At 58.8% G+C, this 17,019-nt stretch carries 20 protein-coding genes; 11 read left to right on the top strand and 9 right to left on the bottom strand.

From position 1 onward, the window contains the following. Position 1 precedes the first annotated feature (1 nt). Both thyX and ACR0C9_RS12130 read left to right on the top strand, forming a co-directional pair. Positions 2-913 carry an FAD-dependent thymidylate synthase gene (thyX, locus tag ACR0C9_RS12135; RefSeq protein ID WP_170622040.1) on the top strand — a complete coding sequence of 304 codons (912 nt, stop codon included), beginning with the start codon at positions 2-4 and terminating at the stop codon, positions 911-913. Positions 914-969: 56 nt separating this feature from the next. Then, complete coding sequence (locus ACR0C9_RS12130; RefSeq protein WP_480781102.1) at positions 970-1,278, top strand: hypothetical protein; 309 nt, start codon at positions 970-972, stop codon at positions 1,276-1,278. An 86-nt stretch (positions 1,279-1,364) separates the two neighbouring features. Here the strand turns inward: ACR0C9_RS12130 and ACR0C9_RS12125 are convergent, their stop codons facing one another. Continuing rightward, the gene (locus ACR0C9_RS12125; protein ID WP_008758035.1) at positions 1,365-1,571 is read right to left on the bottom strand and encodes a cold-shock protein; all 207 of its coding nucleotides are present in this window, start codon (positions 1,569-1,571) and stop codon (positions 1,365-1,367) included. Between the two features lie 215 nt (positions 1,572-1,786). Between ACR0C9_RS12125 and ACR0C9_RS12120 the strand changes: the two genes are divergently transcribed. Both ACR0C9_RS12120 and ACR0C9_RS12115 read left to right on the top strand, forming a co-directional pair. Continuing rightward, positions 1,787-2,104 carry an ArsC/Spx/MgsR family protein gene (locus tag ACR0C9_RS12120; RefSeq protein ID WP_480626199.1) on the top strand — a complete coding sequence of 106 codons (318 nt, stop codon included), beginning with the start codon at positions 1,787-1,789 and terminating at the stop codon, positions 2,102-2,104. Positions 2,105-2,145: 41 nt separating this feature from the next. Next, positions 2,146-2,514: a hypothetical protein gene (locus ACR0C9_RS12115; protein ID WP_170449639.1), complete on the top strand. Its 369-nt coding sequence runs from the start codon at positions 2,146-2,148 to the stop codon at positions 2,512-2,514. Between the two features lie 101 nt (positions 2,515-2,615). On the opposite strand, the gene ACR0C9_RS12110 is transcribed toward ACR0C9_RS12115, so the two are convergent. From ACR0C9_RS12110 to thrS, 5 genes are all read right to left on the bottom strand, one after another. Next, complete coding sequence (locus ACR0C9_RS12110) at positions 2,616-3,134, bottom strand: DoxX family protein (protein WP_170622038.1); 519 nt, start codon at positions 3,132-3,134, stop codon at positions 2,616-2,618. After that, positions 3,131-3,892: an HvfC/BufC family peptide modification chaperone gene (locus ACR0C9_RS12105; RefSeq protein ID WP_170622037.1), complete on the bottom strand. Its 762-nt coding sequence runs from the start codon at positions 3,890-3,892 to the stop codon at positions 3,131-3,133. Before ACR0C9_RS12105 ends, ACR0C9_RS12110 begins: the two co-directional genes overlap by 4 nt. Then, a complete protein-coding gene (bufB, locus tag ACR0C9_RS12100; protein ID WP_170449647.1) occupies positions 3,889-4,746 on the bottom strand; it encodes an MNIO family bufferin maturase in 858 nt (285 codons plus the stop codon). The genes ACR0C9_RS12105 and bufB overlap by 4 nt, the downstream gene beginning before the upstream one ends. 72 nt (positions 4,747-4,818) lie before the next feature. Then, positions 4,819-5,121, bottom strand: coding sequence for a BufA1 family periplasmic bufferin-type metallophore (locus ACR0C9_RS12095; protein ID WP_170449650.1), 303 nt, complete (start codon positions 5,119-5,121; stop codon positions 4,819-4,821). A 221-nt stretch (positions 5,122-5,342) separates the two neighbouring features. Then, positions 5,343-7,301: a threonine--tRNA ligase gene (gene thrS / locus ACR0C9_RS12090; RefSeq protein WP_170449653.1), complete on the bottom strand. Its 1,959-nt coding sequence runs from the start codon at positions 7,299-7,301 to the stop codon at positions 5,343-5,345. A gap of 218 nt (positions 7,302-7,519) precedes the next feature. On the opposite strand from thrS, the gene ACR0C9_RS12085 reads away from it, so the two are divergent. From ACR0C9_RS12085 to ACR0C9_RS12070, 4 genes are all read left to right on the top strand, one after another. After that, positions 7,520-8,269, top strand: coding sequence for an alpha/beta fold hydrolase (locus tag ACR0C9_RS12085; RefSeq protein WP_170449657.1), 750 nt, complete (start codon positions 7,520-7,522; stop codon positions 8,267-8,269). Continuing rightward, positions 8,269-9,261 carry an alpha/beta hydrolase gene (locus ACR0C9_RS12080; protein WP_480781101.1) on the top strand — a complete coding sequence of 331 codons (993 nt, stop codon included), beginning with the start codon at positions 8,269-8,271 and terminating at the stop codon, positions 9,259-9,261. The genes ACR0C9_RS12085 and ACR0C9_RS12080 overlap by 1 nt, the downstream gene beginning before the upstream one ends. A 49-nt stretch (positions 9,262-9,310) precedes the next feature. Then, positions 9,311-9,925 (top strand): hypothetical protein, encoded by a 615-nt coding sequence (locus tag ACR0C9_RS12075; RefSeq protein WP_480781142.1) that lies wholly within the window; start codon positions 9,311-9,313, stop codon positions 9,923-9,925. Positions 9,926-10,009: 84 nt separating this feature from the next. Next, positions 10,010-10,726 (top strand): alpha/beta fold hydrolase, encoded by a 717-nt coding sequence (locus ACR0C9_RS12070; RefSeq protein WP_480781100.1) that lies wholly within the window; start codon positions 10,010-10,012, stop codon positions 10,724-10,726. Here ACR0C9_RS12070 and ACR0C9_RS12065 read toward each other — a convergent pair. Beyond that, a complete protein-coding gene (locus ACR0C9_RS12065; RefSeq protein ID WP_480781099.1) occupies positions 10,717-11,301 on the bottom strand; it encodes a DUF6151 family protein in 585 nt (194 codons plus the stop codon). The two genes, ACR0C9_RS12070 and ACR0C9_RS12065, sit on opposite strands and share 10 nt — an antisense overlap. Positions 11,302-11,306: 5 nt before the next feature. Continuing rightward, the gene (gene phaZ, locus ACR0C9_RS12060) at positions 11,307-12,578 is read right to left on the bottom strand and encodes a polyhydroxyalkanoate depolymerase (protein ID WP_170622033.1); all 1,272 of its coding nucleotides are present in this window, start codon (positions 12,576-12,578) and stop codon (positions 11,307-11,309) included. 112 nt (positions 12,579-12,690) lie between these two features. On the opposite strand from phaZ, the gene ACR0C9_RS12055 reads away from it, so the two are divergent. The 3 genes from ACR0C9_RS12055 to phaR all read left to right on the top strand — a co-directional run bounded on the left by ACR0C9_RS12055 (position 12,691) and on the right by phaR (position 15,755). Next, positions 12,691-14,493, top strand: coding sequence for a class I poly(R)-hydroxyalkanoic acid synthase (locus ACR0C9_RS12055; RefSeq protein ID WP_170735173.1), 1,803 nt, complete (start codon positions 12,691-12,693; stop codon positions 14,491-14,493). A 129-nt stretch (positions 14,494-14,622) separates the two neighbouring features. Then, positions 14,623-15,069: a phasin family protein gene (locus ACR0C9_RS12050; RefSeq protein ID WP_170449690.1), complete on the top strand. Its 447-nt coding sequence runs from the start codon at positions 14,623-14,625 to the stop codon at positions 15,067-15,069. A 134-nt stretch (positions 15,070-15,203) separates the two neighbouring features. After that, on the top strand, positions 15,204-15,755 hold the full coding sequence (gene phaR / locus ACR0C9_RS12045) for a polyhydroxyalkanoate synthesis repressor PhaR (RefSeq protein ID WP_170449693.1): 552 nt from the start codon (positions 15,204-15,206) through the stop codon (positions 15,753-15,755). Positions 15,756-15,804: 49 nt separating this feature from the next. Here the strand turns inward: phaR and ACR0C9_RS12040 are convergent, their stop codons facing one another. Beyond that, positions 15,805-17,019, bottom strand: coding sequence for a DegT/DnrJ/EryC1/StrS family aminotransferase (locus ACR0C9_RS12040; protein WP_480781098.1), 1,215 nt, complete (start codon positions 17,017-17,019; stop codon positions 15,805-15,807).

The raw sequence follows: 17,019 nt of genomic DNA, 5'->3' as shown, positions 1-17,019 counted from the left end.
CATGCCGCTGTCTGCCGACCAACAGGCCGAGATCGAAGCGCAACGCGCGCAGTCGCATCAAACACGCCGCGTCGTTGCAGCGGGAATGGAAGATCACCTGTATACCGCGCATCAGGTGCTGGATCACGGCTTTGTCCGTGTGATCGACTATATGGGCGACGATGCCGCGATCTGTCAGGCGGCGCGCGTATCCTATGGCAAAGGCACGAAATCCGTCCAGAACGACGAAGGGCTGATCCGCTATCTGATGCGGCACTGGCACTCGACCCCGTTCGAGATGTGCGAGGTCAAGCTGCACGTGAAGCTTCCGGTCTTTGTGGCCCGTCAGTGGATTCGTCACCGGACCGCCAATGTGAACGAATATTCGGCGCGGTATTCGATTCTGGACCGTGAGTTCTATATCCCCGCGCCCGAACATGTCGCCGCCCAGTCCGAGGTGAACAATCAGGGGCGCGGTTCGGCGCTGGAAGGGGAAGAGGCCGCGCGCGTGCTGGAAATCCTGAAGGCCGACAGCACCCGTTGCTATGACAATTACGAGGCGATGATCAATCAGGACGGGCAACAGGGGCTGGCGCGCGAATTGGCGCGGATGAACCTGCCCGCGAACGTTTATACGCAGTGGTACTGGAAGGTCGACCTGCACAACCTGTTCCACTTCCTGCGCCTGCGCGCTGACCCGCATGCGCAATACGAGATCCGGGTCTATGCCGAGATGATGTGCAAGATCGTGGCCGATTGGGTCCCATTCGCATATCGCGCGTTCGAGGATTATCGCCTTGGCGCGGTCAATCTGTCGGCTCAGATGGTCAACAGTCTGCGTCGGATGTTGGCGGGTGAAACGGTCACGCAAGACAACTCGGGAATGACCGCGCGCGAATGGCGTGAGTTTGAGGCCATCATCCGCGAAGGCTGAACCGGGCGCATATCAATCCGCTATACAGGTTGTCATGAAACTGTTACCTTGGTTTCATGACCCATGCTTCGTTTCTTTCCGTTCTGGGCCTGACCTTTGCGCTGGCTGTGCCCGCGCAGGCCAAATCCCCGATTGCCGAGGTGTTGTGCGAGCCGACTCAACGGCTACATGACAAGCTCAAGGGACAATTCCGGTCCGAGCGTGTGGCAACGGGAATGCGTGGCCCTGAACAGATCATGGAGGTCTGGAGCAGCGAAAGGGGCGACTGGACCATGGTCGTGACCTATGCCGCCGGTACGTCCTGCATCGTTGCGATGGGACAAGACTGGCACACGCATGCCGACGACAAGCCAGCACGGGGGTAGGGCATTCGCCGGAAAAGGGGGCGATTGGCGGCCGGAAATTGGCCGCCAATCCTAATTGAAGAACCCCGCGTCACACGGGGGCGTCGTTACAACGGCTTCAAATCAGCTGCCATCTGACGGCCATCGCGCCCGTCCTGCAACTCGTACGAGACTTTCTGATTGTCTGCGAGCCCGGTCAGTCCGGACCGTTCTACGGCCGAGATATGAACAAACACATCTTTGCCCCCTTCGTCAGGGGCAATAAACCCATAGCCTTTGGTGGTATTGAACCATTTCACGGTGCCAGTTGGCATCTCCCGTGTCTCCTTCTACTTTCGCATTGTCCCACAAATTGGTGGGGCGGTGGTTGGCAAGACCGCAAAAAACGGACTGTTTCCTGATCGGGTTACAGTCCGATTTGCACGTTTCACCTTTTTCAACATTGCACGGTGAAGTAAAAAATCAAGAATAACCGCTGGAAACTGGCACAATCGCCTAAAATTGAAACAAATACCGGAGCAGTCCCCAAATGCGCCTTTATGGTCTGAAAACATGCGACACCTGCCGTAAGGCGCTGAAATCACTACCAGATGCCAAGTTTTTAGACGTGCGCAGCGACGGAGTTCCCGAAACTGTACTGGCGCAGGCTTTTGCCGAGTTCGGCGGGGCTTTGCTCAACACCCGCTCGACAACCTGGCGTGGATTGGATGAGGCGCAGCGCACGCGCCCGGCTTTGGAATTGCTGCAAGACCATCCGACGCTGATGAAGCGCCCGCTGATCGAAAATGACGGAGCATTGACGTTAGGTTGGACCGCCGAGGCGCGCGCAAAGCTTGGCGTGGCGTGATCGGGTACTTATCTGATCAGGCGCAACTGCGAGGATAATTTATGCGAAACGCCGCAATGATTTTGGGTGTCATCGCCGGTTTGGTCGGGATGATTGTTGGGTTCTTTGGATATGGATATGTTGAGGCGATCAAGCATTTCGGCGATATCGATGGCATCGCCGAGCAGGTGGACAATCCCGCTTTGATCCAGACGGCGTCCATCGTGGCACCGCTGCTGGCTCTTGTCGGTGGGGCAATGGCCCATGCCCGCGCGCTGGTGGCGGGTGTCTTGCTGTTGGTGTCGGCGGCGGGGATGTATTACGCGTTCGGGTTCGGTGTCTTCACCATGTTCCCGATTGCGTTTGCCGGTGTGGCCGGGGTGCTTGGGCTCGCCGCTGGAAAACCGGACGAGCCCAAGGCGCATTTCTGAAGCGCTTTGCGTTAAACTTGAATCGGAATGCGCTGCCTCTCCCTTTGGTCGAACGCGCATTCCGATGAATGTGTCTCAGATAAAACGCAAAACGCTGTAGATCATTTCAGGCGCAGCAAGCGGTCCAGGGACAGCGGACCTGCGCCATGGATGACGATCACCAGGAACAGGAAGGTCCACATCACACGCTGATCCATCAGATCGGGCGCAGCGTTGAACAGGCTGCCCAGTTTGACGCCGTGGCCGGTGACATCAACAATGGTTTGGACCCAGACAAAGCCGATCATGGCCAGCGCGGCCAAGCGTGTGAACAGGCCAACCAGCAGCAGGGCGGGCAGGACAAATTCGGCCACGGTGCCAAAGAAGATCACGATGCGCTGGAAGAAGGTCATCTGCGTGACGTCCCACAAGACCGCCTCGGCCGCTTTGGGAAAGATCTGCCCGAACGCCCCGCTGGAGGGCGAAAAGATCGACCCGTCGATCTTCAGCATGGCCGAATTCCAGTAATAGACCAGCAGAACCGCGATGAAGATCAGCCGCGCAAGCGTCGGTGTGAGCCAGCCGGACGCGTGGTCCACCTTACCCAGAACGTTGTTGTGGATTGAAATCAGGGCAGTCATGTCGCCAGCCTTTCGATAGTCACAGAGGTTATTGCACCACCTTGCAGAAGCAGTGCCAGAGTGGTTCCAAGGTCAAAGTCAGGTGTTTCCACAGCGGTTTTTTCGAACGCTTCGCCGATGGTGTTGCCTGACTGAATATGTCCGATCCAGTTTGCGCCGCCCGGTGGCAGCAGATGTGGGGCCGGATCAAATTCGGGGCGGGTGATCAGCACATCCTCGGCCCCGGTGGTGGGTTTCGGGGCATGCGGTTCCGAATTGAACCGCCAGATCGCGTGAATGGGCCAGTCCGAGCGGATGATCCGCATCGACGGCGCGAACGTCAGCCGCGCTTGCATCACATCCTCGGGCGGGACCGCCAGCGCATCGGCCGGGGCCGCTTGGCTGTCAGCCGCATGGTAGGATTGCCGCAGTGCCAGTTCCAGCCGCGCTACATCTGGCAGATAGGCCAGATGCGCAAGTTGTGGCATGTCGGCCAGAAATGCGGGAAACGCCTCGCCATAGAACATCATCAGGGGCGAGGTCGGCGGGTGTTGCCGCAGAAAGATACCGGACAGCCCGTCCATGTTCTGCGCGCCCAGAAGCTTGGCGATCACCGGAAAGGCCTGATGCATGGCCTCGGTCAGGGAAACGGCGACATTGTTGCGGTAGACGCTGAACCGACGGCCCGCCGGTTGCGCCTCGGCATCGGTCAGCCCGTCCGGCACCGGGGTCTTCGCGTCCAGCAAGGCCGCGTGAAACTCCGTTTGCGAGACGGTCATGCCGGAACCCTGTCCAGCGCCGCTTGCGCGCGTTCGGCCTCGGCCCGCAGAACCGGCCAATCGGGGACATCGGTATCCCATTCGACCAGCAGAGGTTTGGGACCGGATTGCTCTAAAACGTAATCCAGCAACGCCCAGACCGGATCCACAACCTCGCGCCCGTGGCTGTCGATCAGCAGGGGGTGGCCGTGGTCATCTTCGTCCTCGTCATGACCGCCGAGGTGAATTTCGCCCACCTGATCCAGCGGGTAGGCGTCGATATAGTCTTGCGGCGAGAAGTCCAGATTGGTGGCCGAAACAAAGACGTTGTTCACGTCCAGCAACAGCCCGCAGCCGGTGCGTTTGGCGATCTCGCGCAGGAAATCGGGTTCCGACCATGTGCTTTCCTCGAACGCGAGATAGCTGGAGGGATTTTCCAGCAGCATCTGCCGACCGACGGTCTCCTGCACCTGATCGATATGCGCGCAGACCCGTGCCAGCGTCGCATCCGTGTAGGGCAGGGGCAGCAGGTCGTTGAAGAAATGGCTGTCATGGGTGGACCAGGCCAAATGCTCTGAGAAGCTGGCCGGGCTCAGCCAGCCGACCAGATGTTTCAGCCGGGCCAGATGATCCGGGTCCAAGGGGCCTTCGCCGCCGATGGAAAGGCCGACGCCGTGAACCGAGATCGGGAATTGTTCTGAAAGATGGCGCAGTTGCGCCAGCGGGCGTCCACCGTCGCCCATGTAGTTTTCGGCATGAATCTCAAGCCATGCGACGGGCTGGGCGTGGTCCAGAATCTGGGCGAAATGCTGCGGTTTGTATCCGACACCCGGCGCAGCGGGCAGGCGGTTCGACCTGAGGGCATCATCCAGCATTTGCACGCTCCTTCATCGCGAAGAAAAGGGCGGGCGATATTGCCCGCCCCCTACGAGTCGTTTGGCCGAAGCTTATGCCGGCAGGTCGCGGTCCAGCTCTTCCAGCGAGCCTTGGCGCGGGGTGCCGTCTGCCTGTGCGGGCAGTTCGATATCGGCACAGGTGCCTGCATCGACCAAGGTCCATGCGTTGCCCTGATAATCAACGGTCGAGGTGCCCGCGCAGGTGGTGCCGGGGCCTGCTGCGCAGTCATTCTGACCAGCCAGCGAAACGCCATAGCACTTTTCTTTGGCCTGAGCGGTTGCTGTGGTCGCTGCACCCGATACGGCGGCTGCGACTGCGCTGGCGATGACAAGGGTTTTTGCTGTGTTCGACATCTCTGAAATCCTCTTGATGACTGGGTATGTCTGCTTGTGACAGTGACTAAGGTAGTGGGTAGTTGGTTACAGTTAAACTCACGAGCCCGTGTCTCACAACCGTGTCAGGGTACAGATTGGCCCCTTGCAGGTTAATATACTGTTTTTAAGAAAGAAAAGAGGAAATGTTACAATCCGACCCCTTCCGAGGGGTCGGATTTCCGGCGATATGGTGCCGAATGTTACAGCAGGTCGGGCGGGGTTGCGGCCTGGCCCAGCTCAATTGTTACAGCCTCAAGGGATTGAACCTGCGTCTGTTTTTCGCCAAGGCGGCGGACACTGACGGTGCGGTCTTCAACTTCGCGGTGCCCGACGGCCAGAATGACCGGCACTTTGCCGACCGAATGCTCGCGGACCTTGTAGTTGATCTTCTCGTTGCGGATATCCGCCTCGGCGCGGACACCGGCGGCCTTGAGCGTTTCGACCACGTCCATCACATAGTCATCTGCATCCGAGGTAATCGAGGCGACAACGACCTGACGCGGGGCCAGCCAGAACGGCAGCTTGCCCGCGTGTTCCTCGATCAGGATACCGATGAAACGTTCGAACGAACCAAGGCAGGCGCGGTGCAGCATGACCGGCGTGTGCCGTTCACCATCCGCTGCGATATAGGTCGCGCCCAGACGTTCGGGGATAATGAAGTCCACCTGCAGGGTGCCGCACTGCCAGTCGCGCCCGATGGCGTCGGTCAGAACAAACTCCAGCTTGGGTCCATAGAACGCACCTTCGCCCGGGTTCAGATCATAGGCACATCCAGCCGCGTCACAGGCGGCTTTCAGCAGTTCATCGGCCTTGTCCCACTGCTCATCCGTCCCGGCGCGCACTTCGGGCCGATCCGAGAACTTGACCTTGAAGTTCTCGAACCCGAGGTCCTTGTAGACGTTGGACAGGAAGTTGAGGAACAGTTTGGTCTCATCGGCGATCATCTCTTCGGTGCAGAAGATATGCGCGTCGTCCTGCGTGAACCCGCGCACCCTCATGATGCCGTGCAGCGCGCCCGAGGGTTCGTACCGATTGCACGATCCGAACTCGGCCATGCGCAGCGGCAGATCGCGATAGGATTTCAGACCCTGCTTGAAGATTTCCACGTGGCAGGGGCAGTTCATCGGCTTGAGCGCATTGACCGCCTTGTCGCGGGCATGTTCCTCATCGACTTCGACGATGAACATGTTTTCCTGATACTTGTCCCAGTGGCCCGAGGCCTCCCACAATTTGCGGTCGACGACCTGTGGGGTATTGACCTCGACATAGCCGCCGCGTTTCTGCTGACGGCGCATGTAGTCCTGCAGCATGGTGTAGATGGTCCAGCCGTTCGGGTGCCAGAAAATCTGGCCCGGCGCTTCGGGTTGCAGGTGGAACAGGTCCATCTCCTTGCCCAGCTTGCGGTGGTCACGCTTGGCGGCCTCTTCCAGCATATGCAGGTGCGCTTTGAGCTTTTCCTTGCCGGTGAAGGCCACGCCGTAGATGCGTTGCAGCATCTGGCGGCTGCTGTCGCCGCGCCAGTAGGCACCGGCGATGGACATCAGTTTGAACGCGTCACCCGGAACTTGTCCGGTGTGCTGCAGGTGCGGGCCGCGGCACAGGTCCTGCCAGTCGCCATGCCAGTACATGCGCAGCGGTTCGTCGCCCGGGATGGCTTCGATCAGTTCGACCTTATAGGGCTCATTATTCGCCGTGTAGAAATCGATCGCGCGCTGACGGTCCCAGACCTCGGTGGTCACGGTGTCGCGCTTATTGATGATTTCCTTCATCTTTTTCTCGATCAGGCCGAGGTCTTCGGGGGTGAAGGGTTCGGCGCGGTCGAAGTCGTAGTACCAGCCGTTATCAATCACCGGGCCGATTGTGACCTTGGTGTCGGGCCAGATTTCCTGCACCGCGCGCGCCATGATATGGGCCAGGTCGTGACGGATCAGTTCGTTGGCCTGAACTTCGTCCTTCATGGTGTGAATGGCGATGTCGGAATCAGACTCGATGGGCCATTGCAGGTCCCAATGCTGGCCGTTCACCGTGGCCGAGATGGCCTTTTTCGCCAGCGAGGTCGAGATATCGGCAGCCACCTGCGCAGGCGTGACGCCTGCGTCATAAGAACGTGCATTGCCATCGGGAAAGGTGAGTGAGACGGATTTTGAATCCAGGGCCATGGTCTGGCTCTCCTCGTCGGTTTGGCGCCCACTGAACGCCCGGTTGCGGGTTATTTGCGTTCGGCTCATGTGGCAGGTGGAGGTGCCTGTGTCAAGTGTGGGAGCGAGGGGCGCTGCCCCTCGCGCTCCCCGGGATATTTTTGGCCAGATGAAGAGGGATCCGGGAATTGCACTTGGGGGTAGGGCGTGCATGATGCTGCAAAAGGAATGAGGGTTTTATGGCAGCAACGAATTTTCTGGAGACGGCGCAGGGGCGGCGGTTGGCCTATCACAAAAGCGAAGGCGCGGGGCCGACCATTGTTTTTTTGGGTGGGCTGAAATCGGATATGGAAGGCACCAAGGCCGTGCATTTGGAAGCTTGGGCAAAGGCGCGGGGGCAGGCGTTTTTGCGGTTTGATTATTCGGGGCACGGAGAGAGTTCCGAAGCGTTTACCGATGGCTGCATTGGGGATTGGCATGAGGACACTGTTGCGGCTGTATCGGGTCTGACCGAGGGGCCGCTGATCGTTGTCGGGTCGTCCATGGGGGGGTGGCAGGCTTTGTTGCTGGCGCGTGCCTGCCCCGAACGCATTGCAGGAATGGTCACTATCGCCGCTGCCCCGGACTTTACCGAAGATGGTTACTGGTCGTCCTTTAGTGATGAGCAGAAGGCGGCGCTGGAGACTTTGGGTCATGTCGAACTGCCCTCGGATTACATGGAGCCGTACATCATCACTAAAAGGATGATCGAAGATGGCCGACAGCGTTTGGTGCTGCGATCACAACTGGACCTGCCATTTCCAGTGCGCTGTCTGCACGGAACCGCAGATACCGCGGTGCCCACAGAAACGGCTGTGCGACTGCTCGAGCACGCAACCAGCCCGGATCTGCGCCTGTTGCTGGTCAAGGATGCGGACCATCGATTCTCGGACGGGCCTTGTCTGGGATTGATCGAACAGACGGTTCTTGAAGTGATGGGGGAAGGCTGATGCGGCGTTTTGGATGGATTTTGGGGCGTCTGTTGTTGGCACTGGTCGCGGTGGGTGGTCTGATCTACTGGTTCGGACCGCGGGAAGAGGTAAACCTTCATCCGAGCTTTGATGCAGGAAAGTTCGGCGAGGGTGTTCAGGTCTATTTCGAAAGCACCGAGTCCGCTTTTGACGACATCGTTCCCGGTGTTGAAAAACGTGTGATCTGGCAGGATGGATTCAAGGAACAGCGCACGCCCTATTCGGTACTGTATGTGCATGGGTTCTCGGCCAGTTCCGAGGAAATCCGGCCGGTCCCTGACAGGGTTGCCGATGCGCTGGGGGCCAATCTGGTCTATACCCGCCTGCAAGGCCATGGGCGCGATGGGTCTGCGATGGGCGATGCAACCGCCTCGGGGTGGATGCAGGACATGGCAGATGGGTTGGCCGCCGCGCGGGCCGTGGGGGACAAGGTGATCGTTATGTCAACCTCGACCGGGGGCACACTGGCTGCGGCTGCTGCGCTTGATCCCGAGCTGAGTGCGGATGTTGTTGGCATGGTGTTTGTATCGCCCAACTTTGGCGTCAACACCCCTGCGGCCTTTATCCCCGGCCTGCCTTGGGCGCGGGAGTGGCTGCCGATCCTGATGGGGGAGGAACGCGATGTATCCGGCCCGGATCCGGAAAAGAACAAATATTGGTCTTCGGTCTATCCGTGGGAGGCCGTGGTGCCCATGACAGTTCTGGTCGAAACGGTCTATGCGCTTGATTTCTCGGGCGCTCTGGTCCCGGCGCTGTTCTGGTTCTCGGATGACGATCAGGTCGTTCGCCCAGATCGGACCCATAAGGTGGCCGAGGCCTGGGGTGCTCCGGCAACGGTTGAGTTGGTCACGATGGGGCCGGGGGATGATCCGATGTCCCATGTCATCTCCGGCCGTTTGATGTCACCCGGGCAGACAGACGCGACGGTTGCCGGTATTCTGGATTGGTTGAAAGGGTTGGGGGTGCAATAGCCGCCCTTGCCGTTTCCGATCGGAGCCGATGATGCGTAAACCGGCCAGTATGTGGAGCCTTGAGACGCTGGGCCGTGTGCGTCTGTCGCGGCATTTCTTCATGCGGGACTTTCTGTATTCCGAGATTGGCAATTTTCACGAACGCCAGAACATCCCCGACAACCCGGATCTGGCGATTGAGACCGGGCGCGCCTTTTGCCAGGCGCTGCTCGACCCGCTAGAGGAAACCTTTGGCCGAATAGCAGTGCGGTCCGGTTATCGGTCGCCGTCGCTGAACCAATTCGGCAATGAAAACAAAATGAACTGCGCGCGTAACGACAACCCTTTGGAATGTCACATCTGGGATCGCGGCGAGGGCGCGGCGCGGATTGCCGGGGCCTCGATTGTGATCCTGTGGTTTGCCGACCAATACGAACAGGGGCGCGATTGGCGCGATCTGGCGTGGTGGATGCATGATCATCTGGACTATTCCGAGATCTGGTTCTTTCCCAAACTCTGCGCTTTCAACCTTGTCTGGCGGCCTACGCCGATACGTCGGATCGACAGCTATATCGCGCCCCGCGGATGCCTGCTGCGGCCCGGAGCCGAGCCTGAGGAAACACTGGCAGCCCGGCAGGCCCGATATGCTGATTTTCCCAGTTTTCGCGGCATCACCTACCCGTGAAGTTTCGCTTGCCCGGTCGCGGCAAAACTCTCATTCTGGGGGAAAACGAAGGGGTTCGGATATCCGAACTGATGGAGGCCCCGCGTGATCGAGCCGCTGGTGTTGTTACCTGGTTTTATGTGTGACGCTCGACTGTTTCGCCCGCAGATCGACGTGCTGTCGCGCGAACGGGCCGTGACGGTTGCCCCCATTTCACTGGGAGAGCGGGTCGAAGAAATTGCATCGAGCCTATTGGATCAGTTGCCGCATCGGTTTGCGCTGGCGGGGCTTGCGCTGGGCGGTGTGGTTGCGTTGGAAATCATGCGGCGCGCACCGGATCGGGTGTCGCGCCTGTGTCTGATCTCGACCGATGCGCAGGCTGACACGCCGCAAATCGCGGCTGCACGCGAAGACCTGATCATTGGGGCGCAGGCGGGGCGACTGGATGAGGTGATGCGCAAGGTCGTGGGCTCGGACGCGCTGGCGCCGGGTCCGCAACGGATCCCGATCCTGAACGACCTGCTTGCGATGGCGGGTGATCTGGGCCCCGAGGTTTTTGTGCGGCAGATGCGTGCCTTGCAAAGGCGACCGGACCAGCAAAGCACCCTGTGCCGGATCAAAACGCCCAGTCTGGTCTTGGGGGGAAAGCATGACACGCTGACCCCTGCGCGCAAACTCGGCTTTATGGCAGATATGATCCCGAACGCAGATTTGCACTTATTGGACAATGCAGGGCATTTGCCGACGTTAGAGGCACCGGGCGTTGTGACCAATGCGATGCAAAGCTGGCTTCAGGTGCCGTCCAGACCCCGCTACGGGTAAAGCGCGTCGCGTTCGGATTTGTCGATCAGTTTGGGGGGCACCGCAGGTTCGCCTGTCGCCGGGTCGAAAAACGGAGTTTTCTTCCAACTGCCGGACAGGCGGGATTTGGCGACACGTCGAACCAAGCCGATGATGGCCGGGCCAAGCCCCTCGTGCTTTTGCTTGCCGTTGGGTTGGGGAATGAACCCGCGCGTTGTGATCGGACCAAGGGCCGAGTTATCTGCGATCCGGGCGGCGATCACACCGGCAAATGGGAATTTTGGTCCGCGTGGTGTGGTCGCAAGCGGCACGTTGCAGCATTTGGCATACCAGCGCAACATGCCGTTGGGGCTGAGTTTCATTGCCGCCAGATGTTCATGGCCGGTTTCGATCACAAACTCTTCGGGGGCGATCTGGAAAACCTCAACTGGACCGGGGGCTGGGTCGGGCTGACCGAAATACAACTGGGCCGCGCGGCAATCATGGCAAAAGCACTCGGCATGCGTGGCGAGGCGCGCACCGTCACGCGTGATGCGGCCCGTCAGCTTGCCGCACTGGCAGGAAAAGGCGAGATCGGTTGCGTCGCTCTCGCCCATATCAATCACGCGACCTTGTTTCGGTTCGCGGCGCGGCGCTGTGGTTTGCGGCTGTTTTCATTCATAAAATCAATCACAAGCGGGCGAATGTTGTCGCGCCAGCTGCGCCCCGCAAAGATGCCATAATGGCCTGCGCCGGGCTCGACATGGCTGGCCTTTTTGCTGTCCGGCAGGCCGGTGCACAGGTCCAGCGCCGCGATGCACTGACCGGGGGCCGAGATGTCATCATTTGCGCCTTCGACGGTTTTCACGGCAACATCGGTGATCTTGCTCATATCGACCTTGTGACCGGCCACAACAAATTCGTTGCGCGCAATCTCGCGGTTTTTGAAGACACGCTCGACCGTGGACAGATAGAATTCGGCGGTCATGTCCATGACGGCCAGATATTCATCGTAAAAGCGGTTATGCGCGTCGTGGTCCGAGGCCTCATCCCGGATCACTCGCTGGATCTGGTCCGAAAAGGCTTTGGAGTGTCGCTCGGCATTCATCGACATGAACGACGCCAGTTGCAGCAGGCCCGGATAGACCATGCGACCAACGCCCTTGTACTTGAACCCGACCCGCTGGATCATGGTTTCTTCCAACTGACCCATTGTCACCCTGCGGCCGAAATCCGTGACATCGGTGGGCGTCGCATCCGGATCGACCGGGCCGCCAATCAGGGTCAGAGTGCTGGGCTGCGCCTTCGGTTCCAGCTCGGCCAGATAGGCTGTTGCGGCCAGCGTCAGCGGCGCGGGCTGGCAAACAGCGACGACATGGGTATCAGGCCCCAGCTCTTTCATAAAATCGACAAGGTAGAGGGTGTAATCCTCGACATCGAACTTGCCTGCAGACACGGGAATGTCGCGCGCGTTATGCCAATCGGTGATGTAGACCTCACAATTGACCAACAGACTTTTGACCGTGGAGCGCAGCAATGTTGCATAGTGACCGGACATCGGCGCAACCAGAAGGACCTTCCGCTGTTGCTTTTCCCGCCCGTTTACCTTGAAATGGATGAGATCGCCAAAAGGGCGTTCCAGAACAGTGGTAATGTCGACAAGATGATCTTTGCCGTCCTCGCAGGTGAATGTACGGATACCCCAGTCAGGTTTCACGACCATGCGCTGGAAGGTCCGCTCGGTCACCTCGCCCCAGGCGGCCATCCAGCTGAAGGCCGGGTTCGGAACCATCGCAAACAGGGGGTAAGAGGCCATCGCGCTGGCGGTAGAACCAAGCCATTGGTTCGTGTTGCGCATGGTCTCCATCAGGTCGTAGGTCATCATATAGCGCATGGAAGCTGCCTCCGGCGTGTAAGGCTAAGAGTTTTGGACCATTCGCCGCTTTGCCCCCCGACACCCACGACGTTATTCTGCATAGCAGCGAGGTTAGGGGGATATTGTTAAAATGACAACAAGTGAAGACCAAATGCCTGACGTGACTGAAGAACATATTGAACGCCTTAAAGAAAATATGGACAAGGTCGAGACGCTGTCCAAGCGCCTGATCGAGATTATGGCGACAAAGAAGACCCATACCCCCGCTTTGGATGGTCCGAATCAAGAGCTTTTCGCAAGAGCAGCAACCGCCTACTGGGCCGAGGCGTGGCAAAATCCCGCCAAGCTGCTGGAACAGCAAATCGAATATTGGGGAAAATCGGTTCTGAACTTCGCCGAGGCGCAGCAGGCACTGGCCACGGGTGAGGTCGAGGACGAGGAAAATGCGCCCGGAGACAAGCGTTTCTCGAACCCGATGTGGGAAACCAACCCCTATTTTCGCCTGATCCGCCAGCAATATCAGACAAACGCGCAGGCTATTGCGCAGGCTGTCGCCTCGGTCGACGATCTGGGCGACAAGGACAAGCGGCGGTTGCAGTATTTCTCGCAACAGATTGTCGACATGATGGCCCCGACCAATTTCCTTGCGACAAATCCTGACGCTTTACAGAAGGCCGTCGAAACAGAAGGGCAGTCGCTGGTTCAGGGGCTCGAAAACCTTGTTTCGGATCTGGAGGCCAATGATGGAGAGTTGGTCGTGAAGCTGGCCGACGAGAACGCGTTTGAGGTTGGCGGCAATCTGGCCACCACTCCGGGCGAAGTGGTCTATCGCAACCGCATGATGGAGCTGATCCAGTACAAGCCTGCGACTGAGACGGTTTACGAAACGCCCGTGGTGCTGTTCCCGCCCTGGATCAACAAGTTCTATATCCTGGACCTGAAGGCGCAGAACAGCCTGATCAAGTGGATCACGGAACAGGGCTATACACTGTTTGTCGTCAGCTGGGTCAACCCGGATGAAAGCTATGCCGAAACCGGCATGGAAGATTACATTCAGGATGGCTTTCTGACGGCGATCGAAGAGGCCAAGAAGATCTGCAAGGTCAAGCAGGTCAACGCAATCGGCTATTGCATCGCCGGCACCACGCTGAGCCTGACGCTGTCCCTATTGAAGCAGCGCGGTGACAAATCGGTAAAGTCCGCCACGCTGTTCACGGCCCTGACCGATTTCTCGGATCAGGGGGAATTCACCCCGTTCCTGCAAAACGACTTCATCGACGGGATCGAGGAAGAAGTGAACAAAGAGGGCGTTCTGCGGTCCTGGATCATGGCGCGCACGATGTCCTTCCTGCGATCCCGGGATCTGGTTTATGGACCTGCCATTCGCAGCTACATGATGGGCGAGATGCCCCCGGCCTTCGATTTGCTGTATTGGAACGGGGACGGTGCGAACCTTCCGGCAAAGATGGCCGTCGATTACTTGCGCGGCCTGTGCCAGCGGAACGAGTTTGCGGGCGACGGGATCGAATTGCTGGGCCATAAGCTGAAGGTCAGCGACGTCGACGTTCCGCTGATGGCGATCACATGCGAGACCGATCACATTGCCGCCTGGAAAGATTGCTATCGCGGCGTGCAGAAAATGGGCTCACGCTCGAAGACATTTGTGGTTTCGGAATCCGGTCACATTGCGGGCATCGTCAATCCGCCCAGCAAGAAGAAATACGGCCACTACACCAACCCCGAGATGAAGGTGGATTCCGACACCTGGTTGAAAGAGGCGGATTTCCACGAAGGGTCCTGGTGGCCGATGTGGGAGGCATGGCTGAAAAAGCGGTCCGGCAAGCAGGTACCGGCGCGTGACACGGGCGATTCGGATCATCCTGCCCTTGCACCGGCCCCCGGAACCTACGTTGTGGCCAATCCAAACGCCTGATTTCATTTTGAAACTAAAATTTTCTGCATTGCAGCAAAAAATACTTGCAATGCTGCAATGCAGAAACCATATTGTCCTCAAGCTGATGAAAGCCGGGGTGGGCCCGGTTCGGCAAAAAGGATTAGGACAATGGCAAAGACCCAAGACTTTACCGCGATCATGAAAGACGTCATGGGCGCATTTCCGGTAGACACCACCGCAATGGAAGGTGCCTTCAAATCGACCGCAGCCCTGAACGAAAAGCTGTCGGGCGTTGCACTGGACGCGGCTGAGAAATCGGCCGAGATCTCGAACAAATGGACCAAGGACACCCTGGCCAAGCTGAGCGAGATGTCCAAAGCAAAGGCAGAGCCTGCTGACTACGCCAAAGCGGCAACCGATTTCGCAAGCGCGTCGGCTGAAGTTGCAGCTGAAAACCTGGCCGCTTTCGCAGAAATCGCGAAAAAAGTTCAGACCGAAACCGTCGAGCTGCTGATGGCCGCTGGCAAAGACGCTGCTGAAGAAGCAACCGCAGCTGTCAAGAAAGCCACCAACGACGTGACGACTGCTGCAAAGAAAGCAGCCGCCGCCAAGTAAGAACGGCCGCGACAGGCACCTTATCCTCCCTACAGGTGCAATCGCGTTGGGCAGGTCCATTGACCTGCCCTTTCTTTTTGTGCTGCAGTCGCATAACCTGCGCTGCAACGCATCATCCTTGGGGAGGGTACAAGGTGTCGGACCAAGAAAAACCGCTATTGATCAAGCGCTACGCCAGCCGTCGGCTGTATAACACTGAGACCAGCGATTACGTGACGCTCGAAGACATTGCGGGGTTCATTCGGGACGGGCGCGAAGTTCAGATCATCGACCTGAAAACCGGCGACGACCTGACCCGTCAATATCTACTACAAATCATCGCAGAACATGAAAGCCGGGGCGAGAATGTGCTGCCGGTCAATGTGCTGAATGATCTGGTGCGCAGCTATATGGTGCCGGGCGGGGGTATGATGCCTCAGTTCCTGCAAAGCTCGTTCGAGATGCTGCGCGAAAGCCAAAGCAAGATGATGGAAAACATGAACGCCATGAATCCGATGTCGCAGATGCCGGGGTTCGACGCGTTGCAGGCGCAGCAGCAGGCGTTTCTGAAAGCCATGACCGGTGGTCTGTCCGGCGGCTGGTCCGGACCGGATAAGGAAGAAGAAAAGCCTGAGGCCAAGGAAGATCTGGACGATATCAAAAAGCAACTGGCCGAGCTGCAGAACAAGCTGTCCAAGTTGAACTGATACCACTGTCAGACAAAGCAAGGCCCGCATCGCGCGGGCCTTTTTCGTGTCAGGTGCCGTACACCGGAACCGGGCCCGTCACCTCACCGACCGAGGCCAGAAGGATGTCGGCGATCACATCCAACTCCTCGCGCGTCAGGCGGACGGGAAGGCGCACATCGCAGGCTTTCATCAGCATGTCGCGGGTCTGGGGCAGATCGAATGTTTCGGGAAGGAACTGCCAGTTCCAGAAGGCGCGGGCGTTGTTCTCGCTCAGACCAAAAACCTGAACCTTGACGCCGCGCGCGTCCGAGGCGGCGGCAAAGGCGCGGATCTCGTCCTCATCCAGCCCGACCAGATTGAACTGGATCGAATCCGGCGCGCGACGTTCGGGCGCCAACGGGGCAGGGACGTTGATATACGGAGAACCGTTCAGGCGCTCGGCCACATAGTCGTGGTTCGCCAGCCCATCTTTCACCCGACGCGCCAGTTCCGGCAGTTGCGGACGGATCACGGCGGCGCTGAGGTTGCTCATCCGCAAGTTATACAGCGGCAACTGGTTCTGCCAGCGGGCAAAGGCCTGCTCCAACTCGGGCGAGTTATCGCCGCGCGGGATTTTGTGTTTCTTCCAGTTGCTCTCATACGCGCCGGACATGATCACGCACCGGGCCACCAGATCAGCATCGTCGGTGATCAGAATCCCGCCTTCGCCTGCATTAATCATCTTGTAGGACTGGAACGAGAAGCAGCCGATCTTGCCGATGGTTCCGATGTTGCGACCGTGCCATGTGGTGCCCAGCGAATGGGCGGCGTCTTCGATCACCGGAATGTCGCGCGCGTCACACAGCTCCATGATCGCGTCCATATCCGAGGTTTGGCCGCGCATATGGCTGATGATGACGGCCTGCACATTGTCCAGCTTGGCTGCGAAATCAGCCATGTCGATGCGATAGTTCTCGGCCACTTCGCACAGAACCGGAATGCAATCCGCATGCACGACCGAGGAGGGCACCGCCGCAAAGGTGAAGCCCGGAATCAGCACCCGCGCATCGCGGGGCAGACCCAGCGCCTTCAGTGACAGAAACAAAGCCGCCGAGCAGGACGAAACCGCCAGCGCGTATTTCGAGCCCAGAAGTTCGGCAAATTCCGCCTCCAGCAGTGCGACCGGCGCATCCTGTGGTGCGGTATAGCGAAACAGGTCGCCTGATTGCATCAGGGCATCGATGGCATCTCGTGCAGTAGCGGGGATGGGTTCGGCGTCGTGGACGTTGGGGGGCAGCGTCAT

The sequence above is a fragment of the Ruegeria sp. C12 genome, assembly GCF_056537745.1.
The sequence above is the reverse complement of the archived record's forward strand: the minus strand, read 5'-3'. Positions and strand labels throughout refer to the sequence as shown.